Source organism: Kitasatospora sp. NPDC059812, assembly GCF_042732075.1.
In the GTDB taxonomy this organism is placed as follows: domain Bacteria; phylum Actinomycetota; class Actinomycetes; order Streptomycetales; family Streptomycetaceae; genus Kitasatospora.
The window spans coordinates 5,461-22,814 of record NZ_JBHWIO010000095.1 but is presented as its reverse complement, the minus strand read 5'-3'; the positions used below and the strand labels follow the sequence as shown (position 1 = coordinate 22,814).

Genomic DNA, 17,354 nt, shown 5'->3' with positions numbered 1-17,354 from the left:
ATCAGGACGTCAGGAGATCCGGGAGAAACCCGCCCACTCCTTGATCGCGAACTTCGACCCGCTGCGCGCGACCTCCATCGCCCCCCTGCCGCCGAAGTGCGCCGGGAGGACGAGCGCGTTGTTCTCGGCGGCGCGGCCGAGCAGCCTGCGCCGGGTCGCGCGGGACTCCGCCGGGTCTTCGCAGAAACAGGAATTGGTCTCCGGCTCCGCGATCTGCAACGCGGTGTGCACCAGATCCCCGACGAACAGGGCCTGGTCGCCGCCGGACTCCAGGGTGAGCACGGACGAGCCGGGAGTGTGCCCGGGAGCGAGATCGAGCCGCAGATTCCCGTCGATCCGGTACGTCCCCTCCCACAGGTGTGTCAGCCCCGCCGCGTGGACCGGTGCGACGCTGTCCTCGAACACGTTCTGGTTCCCCCGGCCCAACACGCTCCTGTGTTCGTTGGCCGGGTCCCAGAACTCGAAGTCCCGCCGGGGCATCAGGTATGTCGCGTTCGGGAAGGTCGGCACCCAGTCCCGGCCGTCCAGGCGGGTGTTCCAGCCCACGTGATCGACGTGCAGATGGGTGTTGACCACGACGTCGACGTCCTCGGGCCGTACCCCTGCAGCGGCGAGGTTGTCGAGGTAGCCCGTTTCCAGGCGGCTCCACACCGGCGCGTAAGGACGGTCCTTGTGGTTGCCCACGCCGGTGTCCACGAGGATCGTGCGCCCCTCGCTGCGCAGCAGCCAGGACTGGATCGCCGTACGGCACTCGTCCGTCTCCGGGTCCCAGAAGTCGGGCACCAGCCAGTCGCGGTGCTCGTCCCACGAGCCGGCGGGGCTGTCCGGGAAGAACTGGCCCGGCGCCAGCCCGGTCGAGCCGTAGAACTCCTTGACGCGGGTGACGGTGACGTCGCCCAGGGTGATCTGGTCGGGGTCCTGATCCATGTTCTGGTCCATGTGCTGATCCATGCTCTGGTTGATGTTCTGATCCATGCGGTCCGTCCTCGGGTCCGGGATACGCGGCCGAACGGGCGGCCGAATGAGACCGATCCTGGACATCCGGACGGGCACCAACCACTCCCGGCTTGTCCTACCCCTCGCAGGGTGTGGCAGGGACCGGGCCGCCCACCGAATACTGGGGTGATGAACGGACCAGGCCCACTCGGCGCCTTCCTCCAAGCCCGACGGGCGCAGCTGCGGCCCGAGGACGTCGGCCTGCGCGACCTCGGGCCCCGCAGACGGGTGGCCGGGCTCCGGCGCGAAGAACTGGCCCAACTCGCGGGCGTCAGCGTCTCCTACTACACCCGGCTCGAACAGGGCCTGTCCCGCGGGGCCTCCGCCGAGGTACTCGACGCCATCGCCGGCGCCCTCCTGCTCGACACCCACGAGCGCGCCCACCTCGACCGGCTCGCCGACACCGCCCGCCAGACGCCCCGGCCACGCCGCCCACGGCCCGAGAAACTCGCCGACGAAACCCGGGACCTCCTCCGCGCCGTCGACGGCGTCCCCGCGATCGTGCTCGGCCGCCGCACCGACGTCCTGGCCTGGAACACCCTCGGACACGCCCTGCTGGCCGGCCACCTCGACCTCCTCAGCCCGGACGACCCGGCACGACGACCGAACATGAGCCGGATGCTTTTCCTCGACCTGCACTGCCGAGACCTGTACGCGGACTGGGAACGCAAGGCGCGCGCGGTGGTCGGCAACCTGCGCATCGCCGTCGGCAGACATCCGGAGGACGCGCTGCTCGCGGGTCTGATCGGCGAACTGACCATGAAAAGCCCGGAGTTCGTCACCCTGTGGGCAGACCACCGCGTAGTGCCGTGCGACGCCTCGTCCTACGCCCTGCACCACCCCGTCGTCGGCACGGTCACGGTGACCCAGCAGACCCTGTCCATCGCCCGCTCACCAGACCAGGCGCTCATCGTCTGCACCACCCCCGCCAACTCCCCCTCCGAACAGGCCCTCACCCTCCTCCGCCACGCGGCCGCCGGCCGGGCACCGTACGTGTGCGGCTCCGGCGCTTCTCAGGTGTAGGCCGAGTAAGCGCTGCGGCCTCGGGACCGCTGTTACGGCGCCGCCCCGGCCTCCGCTGCGCGGGGCGCGGCAGGGCTCGCGGTCCTCCCCGAACCGGCCGCGATCCCCAAGCCGTCGGCACCGACACGGCCAGGCGGACGCAGGCCAACAAGCGCCCGCGCACGGCCAAGGGCACCAAGCGGACCTCGAAGGCGCGCAACGACCTGAAGCCCTCCCACGACCGGCGGCAGGAACTCACCAGCCACCGCCCTCGGCGACAGCAAGGGACATCACCGGGAGGCCGACGCCCCCACACGGACGCCGACCGTGAACAGAGTGGAACAACCCCCGCGAGCGCGGGGCCGATCGGCAGGCAGCGGCCTTCTGGTCGTCGCGGCGCGAGCAACCCCCGCGAGCGCGGGGACGATGCTCAGTGACACCACGACCTCACCTGTGACCGGGAGCAACCCCCGCGAGCGCGGGGCCGATCGTGTGTGAGAACCGTCCATGCTGGAGGAGAAGGAGCAACCCCCGCGAGCGCGGGGCCGATCGACGCCGTCACCCACACCTGGTCGCCGTCGGGGAGCAACCCCCGCGAGCGCGGGGCCGATTCACCCGTCGACCGGAGGGTGTAAACGTCGACAGAGCAACCCCCGCGAGCGCGGGGCCGATTCCCAAGCGAGGTGCACGCGCCGCGGGTAGTCGGAGCAACCCCCGCGAGCGCGGGGCCGATGAAGGGTCGGCGTCGTCCAGGAAGGCGATGCTGGAGCAACCCCCGCGAGCGCGGGGCCGATCCGACGGCCCGTCTAGGAACACAGAGAGCAGTGGAGCAACCCCCGCGAGCGCGGGGCCGATCCGCCGGAAGGCGCGTCAGCGAGCCTCACCGACGAGCAACCCCCGCGAGCGCGGGGCCGATACTTCCTGACCTGCGGTGATTAGTGGGCGAGGGGCCTGATTGATTCAGTTCGATCGGTTGAGGCGCTGTCGAACAGCCGGTGCGTTGTTGCCATCTCTCCTTGCCCCAGGGCTGGTTGTCAATGCCGTGGCCTACGCTCTCGAAGCGTACTCGCACGTGGGGGCTGAGACGATGGTTGAGGGCCGTTGGCAGTGGTATCCGCCCGAGGTCAGGAGCTGGCTGGGTGCCCTGTGGGGTAGGTCCGTCGGGCAGAGTGGGGGCGGCGGTTGATGCCGGGTACCGTCACGGTATGACGATCAGTGATTTCGTTGTGGTGACGACGACCCATGACGACGAGACGAAGGCCCGTGGGCTCGCTTCGGCGGTGATCCGTGACCGCTTGGCCGCGTGTGCGCAGGTCTACTGCGTCCAGTCCGTCTATTGGTGGGACGGTGCGGTGCAGGACTCCGCCGAGTGGCGGGTCGACTTCAAGTCTCGGGCGAGCTTGGCTGATCAGCTGTGTGCGCGCATCGTTGAGCTGCACTCCTACGACACGCCGGAGGTCGTCGGGGTGCCGGTGATCACTGGATCGGCCGCCTACCTGGAGTGGGTGGCCGCTGAGACGCGAAGCTGATCGGCAGTTACTCCAAGGAGGCTCGGATCTCGTCTCGAAAGGCCTGAGCTGCCGACGATGCCGGGAGCTGGTCGGCCAGTGCGGACAGCTGTACTCGACCCATGGTCGTCTCTGCTTCGAACGTGGAGGCGAGGGCACGGCGGCCGACCTCGACGGCCTGGTCGATGGCGTCCGCCGTGAGGTAGCCGGCCGCGACGTCTCCGAGCACTGCGACCCTGATCTTCTGGTCGTCCTCGCCAGCGTGCTTGGCGGCCGAGCCCTGCCGGGGAGCAATCCCCGTCGCGAGTGCGGGGCCTACCCCGTCGACGGGTCGACCAACTGCCCCTGTGTAGAGCAATTCCCGCGAGAGTGGGCCGACGTCATGCCGGTACACGCCGTCGACAACACCTCGGAGCAATCCCCACGAGCGCGAGACCCACGCCGTGACGTGTCCTTCGTTGGCGACGAGGCAGGAGCATCCCCGAGAGCATGGGGTCGACGTGCGGTTGGTCCATGCGATCAGGGCCTGAGCGGAGCAACCCCCGCAGGCGCGGGGTCGACTGCGTGCTCCTGTACTCCTGGGTGTAGAGGATGGGAGCATCCCCGCGAGCGCGGGGCCAAGATGATGCCTCAACGCCTAACTGGAGCCATCCCCACGAGGGTGGGGCCTACGCGTCGCAACCGCCGGAATCATACGTGGTTGTAGCCGTGGTTGTGTGGTTCGCCACGATCACCAGGTCATCCCATCCACGATCGGGCGGTCTACTACGTCGCGCTTGACAAGCACCAGTGGGAAATGACGCCTAACGCTTAACTATTCCCCTATGGTTGCTGCCGGGACTTCGGCCGCTCTCGACTAGAAGCCGTTCTGCGTGGTGAACGGCACAATCGGAACGTTGCGGAGTCCGCGAAGAAGGTCTTGCACTGGAGGGTCAAGCGAGTCCGCCTCTCCAAAGTGGGAGTGGTGAGCGTTTGTTGTCAACGTCCGATCTCTTCCCCGTAGGGCACCAGTGATCAATCTGACTAGCTTTGCCGCGTTCCTTACAGCAAGTGCTGCTGCGTTTGGGACAGTGTGTGCCACCTTGCACACGACCGGAATCCTGCGAATTAGCGCTGAAGCGCGCCGAGATCGGATGCGCGTCCGGGTCATGCGGGAGCGTCGGCGAATGATTCGAGAGGTCTTGCGTTCCCAGCCAGGAACAGCCTCTATCTGTGACAGGAGCCCTGACGGAGGCACACTTACGATTACCACTGGTTTGGGGGCCCGACCTGGGCCGAGAAGGGACAACTCCCCTTCCGGCCCACCCTTGCGGCCACAGGCCGAGTTGACCCAGCACCACTGGGAGCGACAGGTCGATCGATGATGGCAAGGAGGCAATCTCCGCGAGTCTGAGGTTGATCTGACGCTGCTTGGCGCACTGGTTGTGGCGAAGCGCTACTGACTTCGGCGTTCATCTTGCCCGCCTACACAACCGAGCTGAACGCGGTCGAGCGGCCTGTGGGCCCACTTCAAGTGCAGCTTTGCGAACCTCGCCAGCGTCGCCCTCGACGGGCTTGCCGCAATCGTCCGTAACCGACTCAAATGTCTCCAGTACCGTTCCGAGGTGCTCGACGGCTTCTTCGACGGAACAGGACTCTCCCTCGACCTACCACCCTGAAAAGTCGAAGTCAGTAATCCCCGCGAGCGCGGGGCCGACTCGGTGTCCTGGCTGGTCTCGTTGGAACCGTCGTTGCCGTGATTGCTCTGGCCCGTCGGTGAACCATCGCGCCCCCGCTCGGCCTCGTGCCGGGCGGGGGTTTCGTCGCGTTCGGGGCTACGGGCAGGTCTCGCCGAACTTGACGGCCTTGACCGTCACCGGCTGGCCGGTCAAGGCGGCGCCGACGGCGGGTTCCTGGGAACACACCTGCCAGTTCGACTGAACGAGGATGACCCGGTTCTGATTGCTGGCGTCCTTGGCGGTGATCGACGTGGCTTTGTCGAGGGAGTCGCGCACCACGGACACGGCCTTGCCCTTGAAGTCGGGCATGCTGGCGCTCGCCTTCGTCGGACTGCTGGCGCCTTGGTCCAGTGTGGGGCAGGTCTCGTCGAGCTTCACGGCGCCCATGTCGATCTTCTCGGTGGTGGGGTGATCGCCTGGGGCGGGGTTCTGCGTGCAGACTTTCCAGTTTCGGTCGGAGATCTGGTTGCGGTTGCGACCGAGCGCATCGTGGCTGGTGAGGGTGTAGAACCCGGCCTTCTGGGCGGTGTCCTGGGCGAATTGCAGCCCCATGCCGACGAAGTTGGGGAGTGTGCCGGCCTTGGCTTCAGCGCCGACTGGGGCGGTGGCTTCGGCGGGGGTGGCGTTGGGGGCCGGGGGTGTAACTGCGGTATTCGCGGCCGGAGACTGTGTGCTGTCGCCCTTGGTGGCGTTGGGATCGCAGGCGGCGAGACCGAGGATGGTTGCGCCAGCGGCGATCAGGGTGAGGGTGGTGCGGCGCATGGTCCCCCCTGGGACGTGGTGCGGGTGGTGGGGGGACCGTATCGATGCTGGCCTCAGCGCGTGGGCGGTGTGATGAGTCTGTGACGTCACTGAGGTCGCCGTGACCGCTCTGGTCCGCCTGTGAACCACCGCGTCCCCGCTCTCCTTCCAGATGGCGGGGGCGCGTTCGTACGTTCCGGCCTGGCCCAGCCTGGTGGTTGGCCATCATGAGGGGCATGACCACTTGGGCTCTGTCTCCGGCCGTCGTTCTGCATTTCGGCCGCATGGCGGTCGCAGCGCGAGACCTCGCGCCCGCACCTCGCGCCCGCACCTCGGGTGCGGGTCGAGGACGCGGTATACGGCCTGCTGGATGTGCTGCCGGCGGAGGCGGTACGGGCCTCGAAGTTCGGCAAGTAGGCGTGACTTACGCGGACGCCTCGCTGTCGAGCCCGGCCCTCGCGGTCTGGAGGGACTGCCCGGCGTAGGCTCGGCCCCATGCCCCTCCGATCCGTGGTGTTCGACATCGGCGAGACCCTGACCAGCGACACCCGCTACTGGGGAGACTGGGCCCGGTGGCTTGGCGTCCCCACGCACACGATGTCGGCCCTCGTCGGGGCCGTACTTGCTCAGGGTCGAGACAACGCGGACGCAATCCGGATTGCCCGGCCCGGCGTGGACGTGGCCGCAGAGTGGCAGGCCCGGCAGGAAACCGGCCAGGGCGACTTCCTCGACGAATCCGACCTCTACCCAGACGTCCGCCCGGCTCTGGCCCGTCTTCAGGAAGCCGGGCTGTGGGTGGGGATCGCGGGCAACCAGAACGCCGCGGTGACCGAGCTGCTGTACGGTCTTGGCCTGCCGGCCGCTGCGATCGTCACGTCCGGCGAGTGGGGAGTATCCAAGCCGAGCGCAGCCTTCTTCGATCGGTTGACGGCTTGGGCGCCGGGTGAGCCTCACGAGATCGTGTACGTCGGTGATCACCCGGCCAACGACGTCACGCCGGCTCGGGCGGCCGGCCTCCGGGCCGCGCACCTTCGCCGCGGTCCGATCGGGCTCACGTCGACCGCACCCACTGCGGACTGGACCGTGAACTCGCTGACCGAACTGGCCGGTCTGCTGGTGGGCCAGTAGCAGGATCGCCCCGGCGGCGTGACCGCCGGGGCGAATCCGCCCGGCGCCGTACAGGCGCCGGTGCCGTTCCGAGTGCGACCACGGAACGGAGCCGCACTATGCCCGGAACCACCGCTACCGCACTCGGCAGGCGAATCGAAACCTCCCGGCTGGCAAGCGGGTTGACGCGTTGTCAGCTGGAGGAGCTGTCCGGCGTCTCGTACAGCACGATCCGCAAGGTCGAAGGCGGGGAGCGCTCCCCAGGGGACGGCATCATGGAGGCGCTGGCCCGTGCTCTCGACCGCACTCCGGAGGATCTGCTGGCCGGCCCCGGTCGTACCGACAGCCGGGTGCACGAGGCCATCCCCAACCTGCAGCGCGCGATCGCCGCGTACGATCTGCCGGAGGACGGCCCGGTCCGGTCGCTGCCGCTACTCGCGGCTGACGTCGGGCGGGCAGTCGAGGACCGCGTGCAGTCGCGGTACGCACACCTTGCCGAGCAGATGCCGCAGTTGCTCAGCGAGTTGTTCCGCGCCGTGGACAAGGCTCGGGGAGCTGACCGCGAAGGGGCCGCTCGTCTCCTCGCGTTGGCGATCAGGTCGGCGGACGCGGTGGCCTACAAGTACGGCTACGGCGACCTCTCGGGCCGACTGATCGAGCTGATGAGGTGGGCGGCATCGATCGCCACTGATCCCGCCCTCGAAGCTGCCGCGGCGTACGTGCGCATGGAGACGTTCTTCTCTGTCGGCCAGCTCGGCCCTGGTTTGCGGTCGCTTCGGACCGCCGTCGACCGGATGCCGGCCCCGACGACGGAGTCGCTCGCTGCGGCTGCTGCCGCCCTGCACATGCGCGCGGCGGTTGCTGCCGGCCGTATGCGGCGCGCGGACGAGGCGCGTGAGCACCTGCGGGACGCCGAGGCACTGGCCAGCCGGGTACGGGAGCGGCTCTACGACGGTACGGCGGTCGGGCCTGACAGTCTGGAGATCCACCGGTTGTCGGTGGCCGTGGAGTTGGGCAATCCGCAGGATCTCCGGGACGCGGTAGTGGCGGCGGCCCGTTGGGCACCCCCGCGGGACCTACCAGCTGAGCGCCGGTCGCACTACTACATCGACCTTGGCCGGGCCCAGATGCTCCTCGGGCAACCGCAGCACGCGAAGGAATCACTGCTGACCGCGAGGCAAATCGCCCCGCAACACGTTCGCGAGCACGGCCAGGTGCGGACGGAGTTGGCCACGATGGTCCGGCTGTCGCGCGGCCGGGACGAGCAGCTGCTCGCTTTCGCTCGGTGGGCCAAGGCCGTGTAAGGGGGGTGCCACAGGTTGTGGCACTTCCGGGGGTGCCCGACGGGGACGCTTGGAGGCGTGACAGGGACACCGGCGCCACAGGTTGTCGAGCCGGGGCCAATAAGCCCCGCGCGGCTCCACGGAGAAGCGCGCGTCTGCTGTGGCTCGCCCGAACCGCCTCTGATAGCGGCTGGCCACGTCTACACGTCGACTGGCCCGACCACGGCGCCGCTCGGCTGGCCAGTTGTGGCCTGTGCTTCCGGATGCCCGACCATCTCGACGGAGGACCAGTGAGCGAACAGCATCCCCTGGCCACGGATTTCACCATCGTGGAATTCAGGCCCTACGCCGGTGTTCCTCGACAGCTCCGGGCGACCCCCGAGCAACTGCACGGCCAGGCCTGTATCGCCTGCACGGATGGCGACGGGACACACCTGGTCTACGTCGGACGCACCTATACCGACGCTCCGCCCGGGAACGCGCAGTACAGCCGGCCCGCTGTCGCTCACCCCGGATGCCTCAAGGTTGCCAAGTGAGCGCCGCCGGTGGAACACCGGTCGGCGTCGCTGCTGGGCGGTGTCGAGTCGATCGTGCGCGGCCCCGCGGTGCTGTACTCGCGGGTCATCTGTGCGCCGAGTGCGGACCCCGGCCATCCGGTGGGGACGTTCGGCAACGGGTGGGGCTGAGGCCCCATCATGGGTGACCCGGCAGGACAGTCACAGAGAGGACGCCATGAGCGCCACCATCCCCCCTAAACGCCAGGGCACCTGGAGCCGGGGCCGCCGTGAGACCGCGGGCCCAAACCGCGGGCGGCACCCCCTGATGCCGCCGCCGGGCGAGATCCCGATCCCGGCGGACGAGGAGATCGAGGAGGACGACATGACCCCGCAGAAAGACCCCAGCGGCGGCTCGGGCGGAATCGGTGGCCCGAAGGCACCGCCGGCGGCACCGAAGACCCCACCGCCGCCGGCCGACCCGCCGCCGAACCCCGAGAAGTGACTCCCCGGCCGGCCGTACGGCGGTGCGCCGGCCAGTACTACTCGTCACGGAACAGACGCCAGAGCGGGATCCCGATCGCGCGGGCGATCGCGCTGAGCTGGTCGAGCGTGGGCGGGACGAGGCCGGAGCAAGCCCCGCGAGCGCGGGGCCGACTGCTCGACCTGCCGCTCGATGAACTGGGCGGGGGAGCAACCCCCCCCCGCGAGCGCGAGGCCGACGCACCGTACCCACCGTAGGGGAGCAACCCCCGCGAGCGCGGGGCCGACATGAGCGGGTTGACGGCGTGGGAGCTCGACAAGGAGCAATCCCCGCGAGCGCGGGGTCGACCCAGGGCGCCGTCAGGCTGGAGGTCAGCGGGCGGGAGCAACCCCCGCGAGCGCGGGGCCGACTCCACGGGGAAGACCACCGTCATCTGGTGGATGGAGCAACCCCCGCGAGCGCGGGGCCGATACTGGACGAGCTGCTGGACGAGGACGACGACAGGAGCAACCCCCGCGAGCGCGCGGCCGAGTCCTGACCTGGGCCGCAGTGTGCGTCTCAGCTGGAGCAACCCCCGCGAGCGCGGGGCCAACATACGGGTCTGAACGGCCCGCTGGTCGTTGAGGGAGCAATCCCCGCAAGCGTGGGGTCGACATGGGCAGCACCCAGTCCAGGCGGATCCAGCCGGAGCAACCCCCGCGAGCGCAGGGCCGATCGGCTACCTCAGCATCGTGCCTGAGGTGCAGGGGGAGCAACCTCCGCGAGCGCGGGGCCGACGGGGGGCCCGTCCCGCTCGGGCGACAGGAAGCGGAGCAATCCCCGCGAGCGCGGGGCCGATGAGATTGCCCGAGAGATCGAGCGGTGCATGTCGGAGCAACCCCCGCGAGCGCGGGGCCGATACGCACCTCATCGCCGGCACGTTCCCGCTGTGGGAGCAACCCCCGCGAGCGCGGGGCCGATGAAACACCATCACTCCGGTGTCCGGTGCGGAGAGAGCAACCCCCGCGAGCGCGGGGCCGATTTCGACCGTGCCCAGGCCGAACTGAAGACCCCGGAGCAACCCCCGCGAGCGCGGGGCCGATCCGGAGGAGTCCGCCGCCGTCGCGCACCGCATGGAGCAACCCCCGCGAGCACGGGGCCGATGCCCCGGCGCACGTCCCCCAGGACAGCGACACGGAGCAACCCCCGCGAGCGCGGGGCCGATGCGGCGTGACCAAGACTGCTACGGCCATCTCCAGAGCAACCCCCGCGAGCGCGGGGCCGATTTCCGGAGGAGCGCGTCCAGGTAGCCGCCCGGGGAGCAACCCCCGCGAGCGCGGGGCCGATTGCCATGGGTTCCCCTTACGTGATGTATCCGTGGAGCAACCCCCGCGAGCGCGGGGCCGATCGGTGTAGTGCTTGCCGTCCGGGCCGACCACGGGAGCAACCCCCGCGAGCGCGGGGCCGATTGCAGCACCAGCATGTACCCCAAGGCGTCGGGGGAGCAACCCCCGCGAGCGCGGGGCCGATCAAGGCCACCCGCGCCAGCGCCAACCGCCGGAAGGAGCAACCCCCGCGAGCGCGGGGCCGATCACGTCCACTTCGTGTCGGTGGGGTCGACCCGGGAGCAACCCCCGCGAGCGCGGGGCCGATACTTCCTGACCTGCAGTGATTAGCGGGCGAGGGGCCTGATTGATTCAGTTCGATCGGTAGAGGCGCCGTCGAACTGCCGATGCGTTGCTGCCATCTCTCCTTGCCCCAGGGCTGGTTGTCAGTGTCGTTGCCTACGCTCTCGAAGCGTACTCGCACGTGGAGGTCAAGACGATGGCTGAGGGTTGTTGGCAAGGGAAGATGATGCGAAAACAGAACCGCGACAGCCGACCGGCTCGCGGTAGCCCCCTCGGGGAGCCAAACGGCATGGCTCTGCGACGGCCTCCCGGAGGCCGCCGGGCAGGGCCCCGGCGCCTCCGAGGGGCGAGGTCAGTGGTCGATCGAGTCGATCAGCTCGCGGGCGCCGTCGCGGATCAAGGTGGCGGCGACCCCCACGCCGAGCGCTTCCGGGCTGAGCTGGCCGGCCGATTGGCGGGCTTCCAGCACGGTGGCGCCGTCCGGGGAGAAGACCATCGCGCGAAGGCCCAGGTGCCCGTCCTCGAAGGCGCGGGCGAACCCGGCGATCGGGCTGTTGCAGTGCCCGCGCAGGGCGTTGAGCAGGGCCCGCTCGGCGGTGATCTCCCGCGTCGTGGCGCGGTCGCCGAGTGGGGTGAGGAGGTCGATCAGGTCGGCGTCATCCTCGCGGCACTGCAAGCCGAGCACGGCTGCCCCCAGTGGCGGGCACATCTGCTCGACGGTCAGGACCTGGCTGATCCGGTGTTGTTCACCGATGCGCTCCAGCCCGGAGGCGGCCAGCACCAGAGCATCGACCTCCCCGGCTTCCAGGACCGCCAGCCGCAGGTTCGCCGTCCCCCTGATCGGCACCAGGTCCAGGTGGGGGTGGCTGCGGGTGAGCTGGGCGACACGCCGCACCGCCGAGGTGGCGACCCGGGTGCCGGGCGGCAGCTGGTCGAGGGTGAGGCCGCCCGGGTGGATCAGGGCGTCACGAATGTTCGCCCGCTCGGGGTGGGCCGCGAAGACGGTGCCCGGGGTGACCAGCGGGTCGCCTGCCACGTCCTTCATACAGTGCACCGCGAGGTCGCACACCCCGCTCAGCAGGGCTTCCTCGATGTCGCCGGTGAAGGCGCCCTTGTCGTGCAGTTCGGCCTGTTCGCCGGGCTCGCGGTCGCCGGCCGCGACGAAACGCCACCAGCTTGGTGGTCACGTCGGGGTGGAGTGCGGCCAGGTCGGCCCGGACGCTTGCAACCTGGGCTAGCGACATGGCCGAGGCGCGGGCGCCGATGCGGATCGTGCGGCGGGTGGACGGCATTCGATCTCTCCAATCACAACTCCGACAAACCGTCGGAAAAAGGTAGGCCCGTGTTCGAGTAGCATGCGGTCAACATCTCTTCAGGTGCCGGGAGTTCGGGAATGCGGACGCTGATTGTCGGATCGCGGGCCAGTCACCTCGCGCGAGCGCAGGTCAGGGAGTTCCTGGCGCCGTTGCGGGACCGCTTCCCCGACGTTGAGTTCCGGCACCAGGTGATCCTTGAAGGCGGTGACCGGGACCGGAAGACGGCCCTGTCGCAGGTGTCGGCCCACTCGGGCGGCTCCGCGTTCTCCACCGAGCAGGAAGCCGCGCTGGTGCGGGGCGAGGTGGACGTGATCGTCAACTCGCTGAAAGACCTGCCGACCAGCAACCCGCCCGGCCTGGTGCTGCTGCCCCCGCCCGGCCGCGAGGACGTGCGGGATGCGTTGTCCGGCTCGACGCTGGCCGACCTGCCGCAGGGTGGCCGGGTCGGCACGTCGGCGGCCCGCCGGATCGCCCAGCTGCTGCACGTCCGCCCGGACCTGGTCTTCGTGCCGATCCGCGGAAACGTGCCGCCCCGGCTGAACAAGCTCAAGACGATGAACCTCGACGGCGTCGTTCTGGCGGCGGCCGGGCTGGTGCGACTCGGCTTGGACGGCGCGATCGGCGAGTTGCTGCCGCTTGGCCAGTTCCCCCCGAGCCCTGGTCAGGGGGCGCTCGGGATCCAGATCCGCGAGGACAACGAGCTGGCCCGCGAAATTCTGGCCGACACCGGCGACCTGGTAGTGGACGCGGAGGTTCGGGCCGAGCGGGCAATGCTCGGCGAACTGCACGGCGGGTGCTCGGTTCCGGTCGGCGCCTACGCGAAGGCCGCCGGCGACACGCTGTCGCTGCACGCGCAGGTCACCTCCCTGGACGGGACGTACCAGGTCGAGGCCAGCTTCTCCGGCCCCGTCTCGGAGCCGGAGAAGCTGGGCATCCAGGTGGCCGGCCTTCTCCTGGACCAGGGCGCCGAGGCGATCCTGTCGGAGATCCGCCCGGCCGCTTAGCCGGCCAGCAGCCGCGCGAGGTCAGCAGCGGCATAGGTGATGATCCGCTCGGCACCCGAGCGCTTGAGCATCATGAACAGCTCCAGCAGCGGGCGGAAGTCCCGCCGCCCGGTGCCCGGGTCGAGCGGGGCGAGCCGGGTGTACTCGCCGGAGACGGAGAACGGCATCAGCGGCGCCGCGGTCTTCTGCTTGAGGGTGGTGAGCACATCCACCGAGAGCATCCCTGGTTCCAGCAGCAGCATGTCGGCCCCCTCGCCGACGAAAGCCAGACCGGTGTCCACCGCGGTTTCCGGCTGGCGCGGGCTGATCTGGAACGGTCGGTGGGCACCGGAGGCCGGGGTGGCCCGCATGGTGGCCCGGTAGCCCTCGTAGAGGGCGGAGTCGAAGATCAGATGGGGCATGGTCGCCACGTCGCGGTGGCCGTTCTCGTCCAGGGCTTGGCGCACGCAGGAGGTGGTGCCCCGGACCATCGCGGCCGGTCCCACGATGTCGGCGCCGGCCTCGGCCTGGATGACGGCCTGGGCGGCGATCATCGCTGCTGTGCGGTCCAGGTCGATCCGGCCAGCGCTGGTCAGGTGGCATTCGCCGGTGTCGGTGTGGCCGCACAGGCAGTTCTCGGTCATCACCGCGATGCCCGGCTCGGCGTCCTTTGCGGCGTGGATGGCCCGCACCATCAGGCTGTCGGGTGCGACGGCGCCGGACGCCTCGGCGTCGCGATGCAGGCTGTTGGCGAACACCTTCACCGAGCGGACGCCCAGGGAGGCCAGGTCACGCACCGTCTGCGGGATCTCGGCGACCGTGACGGTCGGCATCGGCCGGTCGGCGTCCTCGCTGTCCTCGCGGACCAGTAGGACCATCGACAGGTCGGCCGCCGTGAGCGAGGGGCCCTCCAGGAAGCTGCGGACGGCCGCCCGGCCGTGCAACCGGGCGGGGTCCGTGATCGCTGTGCTGTGCTGGGTGGTGGTCATGTCGTCCTCTCGATCATGGCTGTGGGCAAGGGCGTCAGCGGGTGCCGGTGCCGGTGCCGGTGCCGGTGGCGGCCAGGGCGGGCGGGTGTATCGGCGGGCGGCGGTGGCCCGACAGGCGGCGGGCCACTGCGCGGGCCGCCCTGCGGGGGTGGACGAGGAGCTGGCGGCGGGTGAGCGGCTGCTCGGGCAGGGCCACCTCGGCCCAGACCTTCTTGCCCCGTACGGTGTGCTCGGCCCCGTGGGCGAGGGCCAGGCGCTCGACCAGGAAGATGCCCCGGCCGGCCTCCGCGTCCGGGCCCGAGACCTGGTGGCGGGGCAGGGCCCGCGAGCCGTCGTAGACCTCGATGATCAGGCGGCGCAGGTCGAGGTTGGCGTGCACCCCGACGGTGAGCATCGCTCCGCTGGTGTGCCGCACCGCGTTGGTGACGAGTTCCGAGATCACGGTGTCCAGGGCCAGGCGGCTGTCGTTGTCCGTGCGGACCCCCCACTGTTTGATCAGCCGGCCGAGCCGCTGGCGGCTCATGGGGACGGAGACGGGATCGCGGACCAGGAAGAAGCTGCTGTTGCACACGCGCATGTCGAAGGAACCCTTCGGGGCGTCAGGCCGGAGCTGGGGGCTTGGGGGTGCCGTGCGGAGGGAAGGGCCTGATCTCGCCCGATCTCTACTCGGCTGGTACACAGTCAACTACAGCCCGTAGTGGTGCCGGTGGTGCCAGCAGGGGGTGCATTTCTCGCACGGGGGGCCGCTTTGGGGGGCCAGGATTGGGCACCAGTCAGTCAAAGGCTTGGGGGACGGGCATGATGGCACCAGACGGCATCGGCGCCGTGCTGAGGCGGATCCGGGAGACCGCCGAACTCACCCGCGACGAGCAGGCCCTGCTCTTAGAGGGTGTTCTGCGAATTTCGGTGGGTCTAGTCGTACTTGAAGGCAGGTTGTCCGGTTTTGGGACTTCACGATCGGCCGGAAATGCGGTGCGCTGGTGGGCGTGGGTGGACGCGCTCCGTACCCGAGCGACCTGTCGGATGAGGCCTGGGAGCTGATCGGGCCGGTCATCGTCTCCTGGAAGGGCCGGCACACCTCGGTCAGCGACCACCAGGGCGCCTACGACATGCGGGAGATCGTGAACGCGATCCTCTGCCAGGCCCGCACCGGCTGCCAGTGGCGGTACCTGCCGCACGACCTGCCGCCGAAGAGCGCGGTGTACTACTACTTCGCACTGTGGCGCGACGACGGCACCGCCGAGACCGTCCACGACCTGATGCGCTGGCAGGTCCGCGAGATGCGCAGACGTCACGAGGACCCCACCGCTGTCGTCCTGGACTCGCAGACCGTGCGGGCCTCGACGAACGCGCCCAAGGACACCACCGGACTGGACCCGGGCAAGAGAAGCCCAGGCCGCAAACGGGGTATCGTCACCGACGTCCTGGGCCTGATCATCGCCGTCGTGGTGGTCGCCGCCAGCGTGCACGACAACGCCATCGGAATCACGCTGCTGGACAAGGTCGCCGCGAGCGCGCCCACCGTGACCAAGGCCTGGGTCGACGCCGGATTCAAGAACGCCGTCGTCGAGCACGGCGCCCGCCTGGGCATCGATGTCGAGGTCGTCCAGCGCGCGCCCGGCACACGAGGGTTCACGCCCGAGCCGAAGCGGTGGGTGGTTGAGCAGACGTGGGGCACGTTGATGTTGCACCGCCGCCTGGCGCGGGACTACGAGGCGCTGCCCGCCAGCTCGGTGGCGGTGGTCCACTGGTCGATGACCGACGTCATGCTCCACCGGCTGACCCGCACCGCCACTGCGAGCTGGCGCGACCCGCCCGCCGCGCGGGCCGACGACTGTGACGGGAGCACCCCATGAGGGACATGCTGGAGAAGATCAGCACCCGGCAGCTGCTGGTGCGCGAGACCATCGCGCAACTGCGTGAACAGGCTCGCGGAACGTCTGCCGTGGGCAGCCGAGCACCGGGCAGACCAGACGTCGGACCCGCACCGAGACGACGACCCGCCGCCCATCCACCGGGACATCCGCGACCACCCGGCCGTGGAACCCGTGCACCCGCCCCGTCGGCCGCCCACACACCGGGCACGGCACCGGATCATCCCGCGTCCGCGCCGACACCCGGATGACCTCGCCCTCGTCCGCCACCCCCTCGATGACGAGGGCCGACAGCCCCGAAAACACCACGCTCACAAGCTCGTTGACATCACGCACATCATGCCAACGACCGACGTCACCCTTCGTCACCACCGATTACGGGACAGAGCCTTTGGCTGTACAGACCCCATTCTGGCGGGGTGGAGGTCGAGGCCGGTGGCGTCCCGAGCGGTGGCGTCCTGCGCCGGCGGGTTAGGGGTGCGGGGGAAGCCCTGGGAGGAGGCGGCCGAGCCCCTGTGAGGACGCGTCCTCCGGGGCTGCGGGGGCGCGGGAGGAGAGTGGCGCCCGTCGCTCCGGAGGCAGGTACGCGGTGGGCAGGGGGCCTTCCAGGACGTCGCCGTCGATGCGGACGCCCAGGTACGCCTGGACGCCCTCGGCCGCCTGCGTGGCCGTGGAGCGGTCCGGGAGCACCTGGACCGCGTCCCACAGCGGGTGGTCCGGGCCGCTGCGCAGCGTCGACGGGAAGCCCGCCTCGAAGGACTCGATCCGTACGCCGTCCCGGTAGCGTTCGAGGGTGGTCATGCCGTTGACGCTGTACAGCTGGACGGCCTCGGTGCCTGCCGACAGGCGTGAGAGCACGGCCTCCTTGAAGCCCTCGGGCTCGCCGCTCTCGTGGCAGAACGCCCACTCCCCGTCCCCGAGGACACCGGTGCGCAGGACGACGCCTCCCTCCGCGATCGGGAGGGTGGTGCGGGCCTGCTGCAGCGTCAGCTCCCGGACCGGTTCGGCGGCTGCCCCGTAGGCGGCGAGGACGTGTGCGGGGCCGCGGTGGCGGGCGAAGGTCAGGCACACGATGATGTCGTGCGCCCACCAGGGGTCCTGCGTGGTCATCGTCGCGATCCTCTTTCTGCTGGGCCGTTCGTTGTCGGGGCTCCGCGGCCGCGGGGGGGGGGGGGGGGGGGGCCCACCCGGGCGCGCGAGGGGTGGTGGTGGTGGGGGGGGGGGGGGTGGTGGGGCGCGGGGGACTGGGCGA

At 70.0% G+C, this 17,354-nt stretch carries 14 protein-coding genes, 2 pseudogenes and 2 CRISPR repeat arrays; of the genes and pseudogenes, 8 read left to right on the top strand and 8 right to left on the bottom strand.

Features of this window, described 5'->3' with window-relative positions; all coding sequences use genetic code 11:
• Nucleotides 1–9: 9 nt before the first annotated feature.
• Entirely contained in the window at nucleotides 10–927 is a 918-nt protein-coding gene (locus ACFV6D_RS32805; RefSeq protein ID WP_380562420.1) for an MBL fold metallo-hydrolase, read from the bottom strand.
• Nucleotides 928–1,125: 198 nt separating this feature from the next.
• On the opposite strand from ACFV6D_RS32805, the gene ACFV6D_RS32800 reads away from it, so the two are divergent.
• Both ACFV6D_RS32800 and cutA read left to right on the top strand, forming a co-directional pair.
• Nucleotides 1,126–2,019, top strand: a complete 894-nt coding sequence (locus ACFV6D_RS32800; protein WP_380562406.1) for a helix-turn-helix domain-containing protein — start codon at nucleotides 1,126–1,128, stop codon at nucleotides 2,017–2,019.
• Between the two features lie 318 nt (nucleotides 2,020–2,337).
• Nucleotides 2,338–2,914: direct repeats of the CRISPR family, unit length 28 nt; unit sequence GAGCAACCCCCGCGAGCGCGGGGCCGAT.
• A gap of 289 nt (nucleotides 2,915–3,203) precedes the next feature.
• On the top strand, nucleotides 3,204–3,527 hold the full coding sequence (gene cutA / locus ACFV6D_RS32795) for a divalent-cation tolerance protein CutA (RefSeq protein WP_380562404.1): 324 nt from the start codon (nucleotides 3,204–3,206) through the stop codon (nucleotides 3,525–3,527).
• A gap of 7 nt (nucleotides 3,528–3,534) precedes the next feature.
• Here the strand turns inward: cutA and ACFV6D_RS32790 are convergent, their stop codons facing one another.
• The gene (locus ACFV6D_RS32790; protein WP_380562402.1) at nucleotides 3,535–3,735 is read right to left on the bottom strand and encodes a hypothetical protein; all 201 of its coding nucleotides are present in this window, start codon (nucleotides 3,733–3,735) and stop codon (nucleotides 3,535–3,537) included.
• A gap of 1,585 nt (nucleotides 3,736–5,320) precedes the next feature.
• Nucleotides 5,321–5,986 carry a hypothetical protein gene (locus tag ACFV6D_RS32785; protein WP_380562400.1) on the bottom strand — a complete coding sequence of 222 codons (666 nt, stop codon included), beginning with the start codon at nucleotides 5,984–5,986 and terminating at the stop codon, nucleotides 5,321–5,323.
• A 474-nt stretch (nucleotides 5,987–6,460) separates the two neighbouring features.
• On the opposite strand from ACFV6D_RS32785, the gene ACFV6D_RS32780 reads away from it, so the two are divergent.
• The 4 genes from ACFV6D_RS32780 to ACFV6D_RS32765 all read left to right on the top strand — a co-directional run bounded on the left by ACFV6D_RS32780 (nucleotide 6,461) and on the right by ACFV6D_RS32765 (nucleotide 9,354).
• Nucleotides 6,461–7,093: an HAD family hydrolase gene (locus ACFV6D_RS32780; RefSeq protein WP_380562398.1), complete on the top strand. Its 633-nt coding sequence runs from the start codon at nucleotides 6,461–6,463 to the stop codon at nucleotides 7,091–7,093.
• A gap of 98 nt (nucleotides 7,094–7,191) precedes the next feature.
• Nucleotides 7,192–8,376 carry a helix-turn-helix domain-containing protein gene (locus ACFV6D_RS32775; protein ID WP_380562396.1) on the top strand — a complete coding sequence of 395 codons (1,185 nt, stop codon included), beginning with the start codon at nucleotides 7,192–7,194 and terminating at the stop codon, nucleotides 8,374–8,376.
• 269 nt (nucleotides 8,377–8,645) lie between these two features.
• Nucleotides 8,646–8,891 carry a hypothetical protein gene (locus ACFV6D_RS32770; RefSeq protein WP_380562394.1) on the top strand — a complete coding sequence of 82 codons (246 nt, stop codon included), beginning with the start codon at nucleotides 8,646–8,648 and terminating at the stop codon, nucleotides 8,889–8,891.
• Between the two features lie 196 nt (nucleotides 8,892–9,087).
• Entirely contained in the window at nucleotides 9,088–9,354 is a 267-nt protein-coding gene (locus ACFV6D_RS32765; RefSeq protein ID WP_380562392.1) for a hypothetical protein, read from the top strand.
• 124 nt (nucleotides 9,355–9,478) lie between these two features.
• Nucleotides 9,479–10,965: direct repeats of the CRISPR family, unit length 28 nt; unit sequence GGAGCAACCCCCGCGAGCGCGGGGCCGA.
• Nucleotides 10,966–11,292: 327 nt separating this feature from the next.
• On the opposite strand, the pseudogene hemC (ACFV6D_RS32760) reads toward ACFV6D_RS32765, so the two are convergent.
• Nucleotides 11,293–12,184: pseudogene (gene hemC / locus ACFV6D_RS32760) on the bottom strand (hydroxymethylbilane synthase).
• 149 nt (nucleotides 12,185–12,333) lie between these two features.
• Here hemC (ACFV6D_RS32760) and hemC (ACFV6D_RS32755) point away from each other — a divergent pair.
• Nucleotides 12,334–13,260: a hydroxymethylbilane synthase gene (hemC, locus tag ACFV6D_RS32755; RefSeq protein ID WP_380562390.1), complete on the top strand. Its 927-nt coding sequence runs from the start codon at nucleotides 12,334–12,336 to the stop codon at nucleotides 13,258–13,260.
• Here the strand turns inward: hemC (ACFV6D_RS32755) and ACFV6D_RS32750 are convergent.
• Entirely contained in the window at nucleotides 13,257–14,228 is a 972-nt protein-coding gene (locus ACFV6D_RS32750; protein WP_380562388.1) for a hypothetical protein, read from the bottom strand. The two genes, hemC (ACFV6D_RS32755) and ACFV6D_RS32750, sit on opposite strands and share 4 nt — an antisense overlap.
• A 34-nt stretch (nucleotides 14,229–14,262) precedes the next feature.
• Nucleotides 14,263–14,805 (bottom strand): ATP-binding protein, encoded by a 543-nt coding sequence (locus ACFV6D_RS32745; RefSeq protein WP_380562386.1) that lies wholly within the window; start codon nucleotides 14,803–14,805, stop codon nucleotides 14,263–14,265.
• 409 nt (nucleotides 14,806–15,214) lie between these two features.
• On the opposite strand from ACFV6D_RS32745, the gene ACFV6D_RS32740 reads away from it, so the two are divergent.
• Entirely contained in the window at nucleotides 15,215–16,084 is an 870-nt protein-coding gene (locus tag ACFV6D_RS32740) for an IS5 family transposase (protein WP_380562384.1), read from the top strand.
• A gap of 66 nt (nucleotides 16,085–16,150) precedes the next feature.
• Here the strand turns inward: ACFV6D_RS32740 and ACFV6D_RS32735 are convergent.
• Both ACFV6D_RS32735 and ACFV6D_RS32730 read right to left on the bottom strand, forming a co-directional pair.
• Nucleotides 16,151–16,408: pseudogene (locus ACFV6D_RS32735) on the bottom strand (transposase family protein); the annotation flags it as partial.
• A 165-nt stretch (nucleotides 16,409–16,573) separates the two neighbouring features.
• On the bottom strand, nucleotides 16,574–17,212 hold the full coding sequence (locus ACFV6D_RS32730; protein WP_063352308.1) for a DUF6461 domain-containing protein: 639 nt from the start codon (nucleotides 17,210–17,212) through the stop codon (nucleotides 16,574–16,576).
• Between the last annotated feature and the right edge of the window lie 142 nt (nucleotides 17,213–17,354).

Bases quoted from the DNA above. Each gene is read 5' to 3' on its own strand.
- ACFV6D_RS32800 (WP_380562406.1), top strand. From the start codon at position 1,126: ATGAACGGACCAGGCCCACTCGGCGCCTTCCTCCAAGCCCGACGGGCG.
- hemC (WP_380562390.1), top strand. From the start codon at position 12,334: ATGCGGACGCTGATTGTCGGATCGCGGGCCAGTCACCTCGCGCGAGCG.
- ACFV6D_RS32805 (WP_380562420.1), bottom strand. From the start codon at position 927: ATGGATCAGGACCCCGACCAGATCACCCTGGGCGACGTCACCGTCACC.
- ACFV6D_RS32775 (WP_380562396.1), top strand. From the start codon at position 7,192: ATGCCCGGAACCACCGCTACCGCACTCGGCAGGCGAATCGAAACCTCC.
- ACFV6D_RS32785 (WP_380562400.1), bottom strand. From the start codon at position 5,986: ATGCGCCGCACCACCCTCACCCTGATCGCCGCTGGCGCAACCATCCTC.
- cutA (WP_380562404.1), top strand. From the start codon at position 3,204: ATGACGATCAGTGATTTCGTTGTGGTGACGACGACCCATGACGACGAG.
- ACFV6D_RS32745 (WP_380562386.1), bottom strand. From the start codon at position 14,805: ATGCGCGTGTGCAACAGCAGCTTCTTCCTGGTCCGCGATCCCGTCTCC.
- ACFV6D_RS32730 (WP_063352308.1), bottom strand. From the start codon at position 17,212: ATGACCACGCAGGACCCCTGGTGGGCGCACGACATCATCGTGTGCCTG.
- ACFV6D_RS32780 (WP_380562398.1), top strand. From the start codon at position 6,461: ATGCCCCTCCGATCCGTGGTGTTCGACATCGGCGAGACCCTGACCAGC.
- ACFV6D_RS32750 (WP_380562388.1), bottom strand. From the start codon at position 14,228: ATGACCACCACCCAGCACAGCACAGCGATCACGGACCCCGCCCGGTTG.
- ACFV6D_RS32765 (WP_380562392.1), top strand. From the start codon at position 9,088: ATGAGCGCCACCATCCCCCCTAAACGCCAGGGCACCTGGAGCCGGGGC.